The sequence below is a fragment of the Pseudomonas sp. genome (assembly GCF_030684895.1).
Taxonomy (GTDB): domain Bacteria; phylum Pseudomonadota; class Gammaproteobacteria; order Pseudomonadales; family Pseudomonadaceae; genus Aquipseudomonas.
Genome location: NZ_JAUXXP010000071.1, coordinates 42700 through 51840 on the forward strand (window position 1 = coordinate 42700; position 9141 = coordinate 51840).

A 9141-nucleotide genomic window follows, 5' to 3' on the forward strand; every position below is an offset into this window, starting at 1 on the left:
CATGAGCGAAACCATTCTGGTCACCGGTTCCAGCCGTGGCATCGGCCGGGCGATTGCCCTGCGTCTGGCCAAGGGCGGCTATGACATCGTGCTGCATTGCCGCGCCCGCCGCGATGAAGCCGAAGCGGTGCAGGCGCAGATCATCGAACTGGGCCAGCAGGCACGCATCCTGCAATTCGACGTCTCCGACCGTGCCGCTTGCCGCACCGCGCTGGAGGCCGATGTCGAGCAGCATGGCGCGTATTACGGTGTCGTATGCAACGCCGGCTTAACCCGCGACGGCGCCTTCCCGGCGCTGAGTGAGGACGACTGGGACATTGTCATGCGCACCAACCTCGACGGTTTCTACAATGTGCTACATCCGCTGACCATGCCTATGGTGCGTCGCCGCAAAGCCGGGCGTATCGTCTGCATCACCTCGGTATCCGGGCTGATCGGCAACCGTGGCCAGGTCAACTACAGCGCCTCCAAGGCCGGCATCATTGGTGCAGCCAAGGCCTTGGCGATCGAACTGGGTAAGCGCAAAATCACCGTCAACTGTGTGGCACCAGGGTTGATCGACACCGAAATCCTCGATGCCGATGTTCCGGTTGAAGAAATCCTCAAGATGGTCCCGGCGCAGCGCATGGGCACCCCTGAAGAAGTGGCCGGTGCAGTGAATTTTCTGATGTCCGAGGAAGCGGCTTACATTACCCGCCAGGTCCTCGCCGTAAACGGTGGATTGTGCTGATGAGCGGTTGCAAACGGGTTGTAGTCACCGGCATGGCCGGCGTGACCTCGCTGGGCAGCGACTGGCCGACGATTGAAGCGAACTTCAAGGCCGGCAAGAGCGGTATCCGCTATATGCATGAGTGGGACAGGTTCAGCGAGCTGAACACCCGTCTCGGCGGCCCGGTTGATGACTTTGAAGCGCCTAAACGCTGGACGCGCAAGCAAACGCGCAGCATGGGCCGAGTCTCCAAACTCGCCGTGTATGCCGCTGAACGTGCGCTGGAGCACGCTGGTCTGCTGTGCGACCCGTGCATTCAGGACGGCCGCATGGGCGTGGCCTGCGGCTCCTCGACCGGCAGTACCGAAGAGGTCAAAGCCTTCGGCAATATGCTGCTCAACTCGGTCGCTGATGGCCTGAATGCCAACTCCTATATCCGCATGATGCCGCACACCACGGCGGCCAATATCAGCATCTTCTTCGGCCTCAAGGGCCGCCTGATTCCCACCTCCAGCGCCTGTACCAGCGGCAGCCAGGGCATCGGCTATGCCTATGAGGCGATCAAGTTCGGCCGCTTGCAGATGATGGTTGCCGGCGGTGCCGAAGAACTCTGCCCGACCGAGGCCATGGTCTTCGATGCGCTGTACGCCACCAGCCTGAAAAACGATGCGCCGCACACCTCGCCGCGTCCCTACGACAGCGGCCGCGATGGCCTGGTGATCGGTGAAGGTGCCGGCATTCTGGTACTCGAAGAACTGGAACACGCCCTGGCCCGTGGCGCGACCATCTATGCCGAGATCGTCGGTTTTGGCTGCAACTCCGACGGCCAGCACGCCACCAAGCCAGTGCAGGCGACCATGCGCGGGGCAATGGAACTGGCGCTGCAGGATGCCGGTTTACAGCCTTCTGCCATCGGCTACGTCAATGGCCACGGCACCGCCACCGACCAGGGCGATGTGGCGGAAACCCAGGCCACTCAGGAACTGTTCGGCAGCCAGATGCCGATCAGCTCGCAGAAAAGCTACTTCGGCCACACCCTGGGCGCCTGCGGCGCGCTGGAGTCCTGGTTCAGCATCGAAATGATGAATGCGGATAGCTATGTGCCGACCCTGAACCTGGACACAATCGACCCGGCCTGCGGCGAACTGGACTACCTGCGCGGTGAGTTCCGCCAGATGAGCCACCAGTACGTGATGAATAACAACTTCGCCTTTGGCGGGGTGAACACTTCGTTGATCTTTAAACGCTGGACTTAAACCACACTGGACAAGGAGTCCACCATGTACCGCTTCACTAAGCTGCTACTCATCAGCCTTGCCATCGTTTCTTTGCTGGCCTGCAGTCGGGTGCAACCGATCCGCGAAATTCATCAACCCGTGCCTCTCGCCAACTACAACGGCGACTTTCATCAAATCCTGCTGCAAGCGCTGGCACACGGCAAATGGGTGGTCGAAGAAGACAGGCCGCAACAGATCCTGGCGCGCATCGACTTCCGGGGTCACAGCGCCTCGATTACCCTTAATTACAGCGCCACTCGCTATGACATCCTGTACCGCGACAGCGAAAAGCTACGCTATGCAGATGGCAAGATTCACAAGCGCTATAACGCCTTGGTGAAACGCTTGCACGGCTTGACCCAGCACTATATGAAACTGTCGATCAATCCTGAGCCAAGCAGCTCATAAACATAAGAACCACGGAGGTCACCATGAAATTGCGCCACCTACTCGTCGCTGTTGCCTGCTTCGCGGCACTGCCGAGCATCAGCCAAGCCCGTGACACTACCCACTTTCTGCCGTTCGAAGCCGCTGTGCAGGAAGCCCTCAACGCCGGCCGCCTCGACGGCAGCGTGAAGTTCTACCTGGCAGGTAACAAACCGGCTGGTGCGGTCAGTGTGGTCAAATCCGGCGTCACCACCAGCCAGAAGACCAATGCTTTCAACAAGAGCGATGAAGCCGCCTGCAGCTGGGCTCTGCAGTCCGCGCTGATCCGCTTCCAGAACACGGCCAAGGCTGCCGGCGCCAATGCCGTGGTCGACCTGGCCAGCAACTACAAGAACATCGAGTACAAGGACAGCCAGAAGTACGAATGCCACGCCGGCGCGGTGATGGCGGGCGTCGCCCTCAAGGGAAACCTGGCCAATGTCAAATAAGCCAGCGCTGCTTGGCCTGCTCGCTGCGCTGACTCTGCTCGCCAGCCTGCCCGCGCTGGCCGAAGTGGATGGCCAGCAGCTGTACCGCCAGCACTGCGCCAAATGCCACGCCGCAGACGGCCGCGCCAACACCATGCGCGGCTGGCTGTACTTTGCGCAGAACCTGAGCAAAGCCAAGTGGCAGGACAACACCAGCGACAGTGACATCCTCGAAGCCATTCAGGAGGGCCCTGGTGCCATGCCCGGCTACGCCGACAAGCTCAGCGAAGCCGAACAGCTGGCGCTGGTAAGGGCAGTGCGCGATTTACGTCAACCCTGAACAGCACGCAGATAAAACAAAGGCCGCTAATGCGGCCTTTGTTTTATCTGCGTTTATTGATGGTACTGCCCAGACAGCTCATGCACCGCTTCGAAGAACGCGCCGGCATGCGCCGGATCGACTTCCGGGGTGATGCCGTGACCAAGGTTAAACACCTGACCGCTGCCATGCCCGTAAGCGGCAAGAATACGCCCCACTTCAGCGCGGATCGCCGCCGGGTTGGCGTACAGCACGCTCGGGTCCATGTTGCCCTGCAGTGCCACCTTGTTGCCGACGCGGGCGCGAGCGCTGCCAATATCGCAGGTCCAGTCCAGGCCCAGGGCTTCGGCACCGCTGTCGGCCATCGACTCCAGCCACAGACCGCCACCCTTGGTGAACAGAATCACTGGCACACGGCGCCCGTCGTGCTCGCGGATCAGGCCGTCGATGATCTTCTGCATATAGGCCAGAGAGAACTCCTGGTACGCCGCCGCTGACAACGAGCCACCCCAGGAATCGAAAATCTGCACGGCCTGTGCGCCCGCCTTGATCTGCCCGTTGAGGTAGGCGGTGACCGACTGCGCCAGCTTATCGAGCAGCGCGTGCATGGCCTGCGGGTTGTCGTAGAGCATGGCCTTGGACTTGCGGAAATCCTTCGACGAGCCGCCCTCGACCATATAGGTGGCCAGGGTCCAGGGGCTGCCAGTAAAGCCAATCAGCGGCACGCGGCCGTTCAGCTCGCGGCGAATGGTACGCACAGCGTCCATCACATAACCCAGGTCCTGCTCAGGATCGGGAATTGGCAGCGCCTCGATATCAGCCATGCTGCTGATCACCTTCTTGAACCGCGGGCCTTCACCGGTCTCGAAATACAGACCCTGGCCCATGGCATCGGGAATGGTCAGGATGTCAGAGAACAGAATCGCCGCATCCAGTTGCGGGTAGCGATCCAGCGGCTGAATGGTGACCTCGCAGGCCAGCTCCGGGTTCTTCATCAGTTTGACGAAATCACCCGCCTTGGCGCGGGTGGCGCGATACTCCGGCAGGTAACGACCGGCCTGGCGCATCATCCACACGGGGGTGACGTCGACAGGTTGCTTGAGCAGAGCACGAAGGAAGCGGTCGTTCTTCAGGGCGGTCATGGCAGTTCCCGAGAAAAGTAGTCAGAAAAAAAGTGCGGGCATTTTCGCAGAGCACCACACAAAAGGCACGGCGAGGGTCATGCCTTTTATCCATTGCGACGATTTGCCTCGCTTCGCGGCCCAGCCAACCCAGCAAAAAGAAGCGCTAAATCACGAATCGCTGATGAGTTCTTGACGCGCTTTTCACATCCGCAGCCCTAATTTAGCAACCGCCCCCTCCCTGATGGACACCCGCGATGAACAAACTGCCCGCCATCACCCTGATCTTCTGGGTGATGAAGATTTGCGCCACCACCCTGGGCGAAACCGCTGGGGACCTGCTTTCCATGACCCTGGATGTCGGCTATGCAGCCAGCTCGTTGATACTTATCAGCCTGTTCCTGCTCACCCTGATCGGCCAATTGCGCGCCCGCAGCTACAACCCAGCGCTGTACTGGACGGTCATTCTGGCCACCAGTACCGCCGGCACCACCATCTCCGACTTTATGGACCGCACCCTGGGCCTGGGCTACGCCACCGGCTCAGCCTTATTAGTCGCCTTGCTGATCGCCATCTTCGCGATTTGGTACATGAGCGAAAAAACCCTGTCGGTCGAGCATATCCAAAGTCGCCGTGGAGAGCTGTTCTACTGGACCGCGACTCTGTTCTCCAACACCCTCGGCACCGCCTTGGGCGATTATCTGGCTGACGACTCCGGCCTGGGCTTCGCCGGTGGCGCACTGTTGATCGGCAGCCTGATTGCCATCGTTGCAGCAGCCAAGTATTTCACCCGTATATCGCCGGTCATCCTGTTCTGGCTGGCGTTTGTACTAACCCGCCCATTTGGTGCCACCTTGGGCGACTTCCTCAGCAAACCGCTGGATCACGGCGGTATGGGGTTTGGCACGGTGGGCTCATCCGCAGCACTGGCGATTACCCTGGTAGTGCTGGTAGCTGCTGCGGTTTGGAGCACGCGCCGCGAACGCACTGTGGGGTTCGCTGCCACGCCCAATAGCTAAGCCAAACGCAGAAACAACAAAGCCAGCCCTAGGGCTGGCTTTGTGCATAACGGCATAACCGCTCGCTCGTTACACGCCGAGGTAATCCAAGATACCTTCAGCAGCATTGCGGCCTTCGAAGATCGCCGTCACCACCAGGTCAGAACCGCGAACCATATCGCCACCGGCGAAGATCTTCGGGTTGCTGGTCTGATGCTTGAACTGGCTCTGCTCGGGCGCCACTACACGGCCCTGGCTGTCGGTTTCGATCTTAAAGTCAGTGAACCACGCCGCTGGGCTTGGACGGAAACCGAAGGCGATCAACACGGCTTCTGCCGGGATGATTTCCTCAGAACCCGGAATAGGCTCAGGGCTGCGACGGCCACGGGCATCCGGCTCGCCGAGACGGGTCTCGACTACTTTCACGCCTTCAACCTTGCCTTCACCAACGATGGCGATGGGCTGACGGTTGAACAGGAACTTCACGCCCTCTTCCTTGGCGTTCTTCACTTCCTTGCGCGAGCCCGGCATATTCTCTTCGTCGCGACGATAGGCGCAGGTGACCGACTTGGCACCCTGGCGAATCGAGGTGCGGTTGCAGTCCATCGCGGTGTCGCCGCCGCCGAGGACGACGATGCGCTTGCCTTTCATGTCGATAAAGTCTTCCGCATTCTTCTCGAAACCGAGGTTGCGGTTGACGTTGGCGATCAGGAAATCCAGCGCGTCGGTGACACCCGGCAGGTCTTCACCAGGGAAGCCGCCCTTCATGTAGGTGTAGGTGCCCATGCCCATAAACACGGCATCGTACTCATCCAGCAGCTGCTGCATGCTGATGTCTGTGCCGATCTCGGTGTTCAGGCGGAACTCGACGCCCATGCCGGTAAAGACTTCGCGACGATGGCTCAGCACGCTCTTTTCCAGCTTGAACTCAGGAATACCAAAGGTCAGCAGACCGCCGATTTCCGGGTTCTTGTCGAACACCACCGGGGTCACGCCGTTGCGCACCAGTACGTCGGCGCAACCCAGGCCAGCCGGACCCGCGCCGATGACCGCAACGCGCTTGCCGGTTGGCACCACGCGCGACATGTCTGGACGCCAGCCCATGGCGAACGCCGTATCGGTGATGTACTTCTCCACCGAGCCAATGGTCACCGCGCCGAAGCCGTCGTTCAGGGTGCAGGCACCCTCACACAGACGGTCCTGCGGACACACGCGGCCGCAGACTTCCGGCAGGGTGTTGGTCTGGTGCGACAGTTCGGCGGCGGCGAGGATGTTGCCCTCGGACACCAGCTTGAGCCAGTTGGGAATGAAGTTGTGCACCGGGCACTTCCATTCGCAATAGGGATTGCCGCAGCCCAGGCAACGATGCGCCTGGTCGGCCGCTTGCGCAGGCTTGAAGTTGTCGTAGATCTCGACGAACTCTTTCTTACGCTGACGCAACAGTTTCTTCTTCGGGTCTTTGCGCCCGACTTCGATGAACTGGAAGTCGTTATTCAGACGTTCAGTCATTGCAATACCTCATCAAACCACTTCAGGCGCATTCTTATTGCGGGTTGGCACGGGTGCTGGAGAGCAACGACTTCAGGCTTGCCGCCTTCGGTTTGACCAGCCAGAACTTGCGCAGGTAGTCGTCGAGGTTTTCCAGCAGGTTGATGCCCCACTCACTCGATGTTTCCTGGACGTACTCAGCAAGCACGCGCTCCAGGTGGCTACGATAAGCCTCCATCGACTCATTGTTGATCCGCTGAATTTCCACCAGCTCGTGGTTAACGCGATCGTAGAAGCTGTTATCCAGATCCAGCACGTAGGCGAAACCGCCGGTCATGCCTGAACCGAAGTTGTAGCCGGTCTTGCCCAGTACGCAGACAAAGCCGCCAGTCATGTATTCGCAGCAATGGTCGCCCGTGCCTTCCACTACGGTGTGGGCACCGGAGTTACGCACGGCGAAACGTTCGCCCGCAGTACCTGCGGCGAACAGCTTGCCACCAGTGGCGCCGTACAGGCAGGTGTTGCCGATGATGGCGCTGTCCTGGGTCTTGAACGGACTGCCTTGCGGCGGGGTGATCACCAGCTTGCCGCCGGTCATGCCCTTGCCGACGTAGTCGTTGGCGTCGCCTTCCAGGTACAGGTTCAGGCCACCGGCGTTCCACACACCGAAGCTCTGCCCTGCCGTGCCCTTGAAGCGGAAGGTGATCGGCGCCTTGGCCATACCCTGGTTGCCATGTACGCGGGCGATTTCGCCGGAGACACGGGCACCAATCGAGCGGTCACAGTTACAGATTTCCAGCTCAAACTCGGCACCGCTAGCAGCATCAATCGCCGACTTGGCCAGCTCGACCATCTTCTCGGCCAGCAGGCCTTGGTCGAATGGCGGGTTGCGGTCAACCTGACAGAACTGCGGCTTGTCGGCCGGAATGTGGTCGCTGCCGAGCAGCGGCGTCAGGTCCAGATGACCCTGCTTGGCGGTTTCGCCCGGCAGCATTTCCAGCAAATCGGTACGCCCGATCAGCTCTTCCAGGCTACGTACGCCCAGCTTGGCCAGCCACTCGCGGGTTTCTTCGGCCACAAAAGTGAAGAAGTTCATCACCATTTCGACGGTGCCGATAAAGTGATCCTTACGCAGCTTGTCGTTCTGCGTGGCCACGCCGGTGGCGCAGTTGTTCAGGTGACAGATACGCAGGTATTTACAACCCAGGGCGATCATCGGCGCAGTGCCGAAGCCGAAGCTTTCGGCGCCGAGAATGGCGGCCTTGATCACGTCCAGGCCGGTTTTCAGGCCGCCGTCAGTCTGTACCCGTACCTTGCCGCGCAGGTCGTTGCCGCGCAGGGTCTGGTGGGTTTCGGCCAGGCCGAGTTCCCACGGCGCACCGGCGTACTTGATTGAGGTGAGCGGCGATGCGCCGGTACCACCGTCGTAACCGGAGATGGTGATCAGGTCAGCATAAGCCTTGGCCACACCGGCGGCGATCGTGCCGACACCGGCTTCCGCCACCAGCTTGACCGACACCAGCGCCTGTGGATTGACCTGTTTGAGGTCATAGATCAGCTGCGCCAGGTCTTCGATGGAATAGATATCATGGTGCGGCGGCGGCGAAATCAAGGTGACGCCCGGCACTGCATAACGCAGTTTGGCGATCAGACCGTTGACCTTGCCGCCCGGCAGCTGGCCGCCCTCACCGGGCTTGGCACCCTGGGCCACCTTGATCTGCAGCACTTCAGCGTTGACCAGGTATTCCGGGGTCACACCGAAACGGCCGGTGGCCACCTGCTTGATCTTCGAGCTGCGCACGGTGCCGTAACGGGCAGGGTCTTCGCCGCCCTCACCGGAGTTGGAGCGCGCGCCCAGGCGGTTCATCGCCTCGGCAATCGCTTCGTGGGCTTCTGGCGACAACGCGCCGAGGGAAATCCCGGCGGAGTCGAAGCGCTTGAGAATCTCGCCCAGCGGCTCGACCTGATCCAGCGCCAGTGGCTGATCGGCCAGCTTCAGCTGCAGCAGGTCGCGCAGCATCGACACCGGACGGGTGTCGACCAGCGTGGTGTATTCCTTAAATTTCTCGTAGCTGCCCTGCTGCACAGCCGCCTGCAGGGTGTTGACCACATCCGGGTTGTAGGCGTGGTACTCGCCGCCATAGACGAACTTGAGCAGGCCACCTTGCTGGATCGACTTGCGTGCGTTCCAGGCTTCGGCCGCGAGCAGCTTCTGCTCGTTTTCGATATCGACGAAGCGCGCGCCCTTGATGCGACTGGCCACACCCCGGAAGCACAGCTCGGTGACGTCATCGGCCAGACCGACCGCTTCAAACAGCTGCGCACCACGGTAGGACGCAACCGTGGAGATGCCCATCTTCGAGAGGATCTTCAGC

At 60.6% G+C, this 9141-nt stretch carries 9 protein-coding genes; 6 read left to right on the top strand and 3 right to left on the bottom strand.

Features of this window, described 5'->3' with window-relative positions:
• Position 1 precedes the first annotated feature (1 nt).
• From fabG to Q8M42_RS16060, 5 genes are read left to right on the top strand one after another with little or no spacing between them, the layout of a single operon-like run.
• Complete coding sequence (gene fabG / locus Q8M42_RS16040) at positions 2-730, top strand: 3-oxoacyl-ACP reductase FabG (RefSeq protein ID WP_304863916.1); 729 nt, start codon at positions 2-4, stop codon at positions 728-730.
• Positions 730-1965 carry a beta-ketoacyl-ACP synthase gene (locus Q8M42_RS16045; RefSeq protein WP_304863914.1) on the top strand — a complete coding sequence of 412 codons (1236 nt, stop codon included), beginning with the start codon at positions 730-732 and terminating at the stop codon, positions 1963-1965. The genes fabG and Q8M42_RS16045 overlap by 1 nt, the downstream gene beginning before the upstream one ends.
• A gap of 24 nt (positions 1966-1989) precedes the next feature.
• Entirely contained in the window at positions 1990-2394 is a 405-nt protein-coding gene (locus Q8M42_RS16050) for a hypothetical protein (RefSeq protein WP_304863912.1), read from the top strand.
• A 23-nt stretch (positions 2395-2417) separates the two neighbouring features.
• The gene (locus Q8M42_RS16055; protein ID WP_304863910.1) at positions 2418-2861 is read left to right on the top strand and encodes an excinuclease; all 444 of its coding nucleotides are present in this window, start codon (positions 2418-2420) and stop codon (positions 2859-2861) included.
• Positions 2851-3180, top strand: a complete 330-nt coding sequence (locus Q8M42_RS16060; RefSeq protein ID WP_304863908.1) for a cytochrome c — start codon at positions 2851-2853, stop codon at positions 3178-3180. Before Q8M42_RS16055 ends, Q8M42_RS16060 begins: the two co-directional genes overlap by 11 nt.
• Positions 3181-3233: 53 nt before the next feature.
• Here Q8M42_RS16060 and hemE read toward each other — a convergent pair whose 3' ends face one another.
• Entirely contained in the window at positions 3234-4301 is a 1068-nt protein-coding gene (hemE, locus tag Q8M42_RS16065; protein WP_304863906.1) for a uroporphyrinogen decarboxylase, read from the bottom strand.
• A gap of 236 nt (positions 4302-4537) precedes the next feature.
• Between hemE and Q8M42_RS16070 the strand changes: the two genes are divergently transcribed.
• Complete coding sequence (locus Q8M42_RS16070; protein WP_304863904.1) at positions 4538-5299, top strand: hypothetical protein; 762 nt, start codon at positions 4538-4540, stop codon at positions 5297-5299.
• Between the two features lie 69 nt (positions 5300-5368).
• Here the strand turns inward: Q8M42_RS16070 and Q8M42_RS16075 are convergent, their stop codons facing one another.
• On the bottom strand, positions 5369-6787 hold the full coding sequence (locus tag Q8M42_RS16075; RefSeq protein WP_304863901.1) for an FAD-dependent oxidoreductase: 1419 nt from the start codon (positions 6785-6787) through the stop codon (positions 5369-5371).
• A gap of 34 nt (positions 6788-6821) precedes the next feature.
• On the bottom strand, positions 6822-9141 hold a 2320-nt coding region (gene gltB / locus Q8M42_RS16080; protein ID WP_305284807.1), incomplete at its 5' end, for a glutamate synthase large subunit.

Coding starts and splice junctions, on each gene's coding strand:
- hemE (WP_304863906.1), bottom strand. CDS start 4,301: ATGACCGCCCTGAAGAACGACCGCTTCCTTCGTGCTCTGCTCAAGCAA.
- Q8M42_RS16070 (WP_304863904.1), top strand. CDS start 4,538: ATGAACAAACTGCCCGCCATCACCCTGATCTTCTGGGTGATGAAGATT.
- Q8M42_RS16060 (WP_304863908.1), top strand. CDS start 2,851: ATGTCAAATAAGCCAGCGCTGCTTGGCCTGCTCGCTGCGCTGACTCTG.
- Q8M42_RS16050 (WP_304863912.1), top strand. CDS start 1,990: ATGTACCGCTTCACTAAGCTGCTACTCATCAGCCTTGCCATCGTTTCT.
- Q8M42_RS16045 (WP_304863914.1), top strand. CDS start 730: ATGAGCGGTTGCAAACGGGTTGTAGTCACCGGCATGGCCGGCGTGACC.
- Q8M42_RS16055 (WP_304863910.1), top strand. CDS start 2,418: ATGAAATTGCGCCACCTACTCGTCGCTGTTGCCTGCTTCGCGGCACTG.
- fabG (WP_304863916.1), top strand. CDS start 2: ATGAGCGAAACCATTCTGGTCACCGGTTCCAGCCGTGGCATCGGCCGG.
- Q8M42_RS16075 (WP_304863901.1), bottom strand. CDS start 6,787: ATGACTGAACGTCTGAATAACGACTTCCAGTTCATCGAAGTCGGGCGC.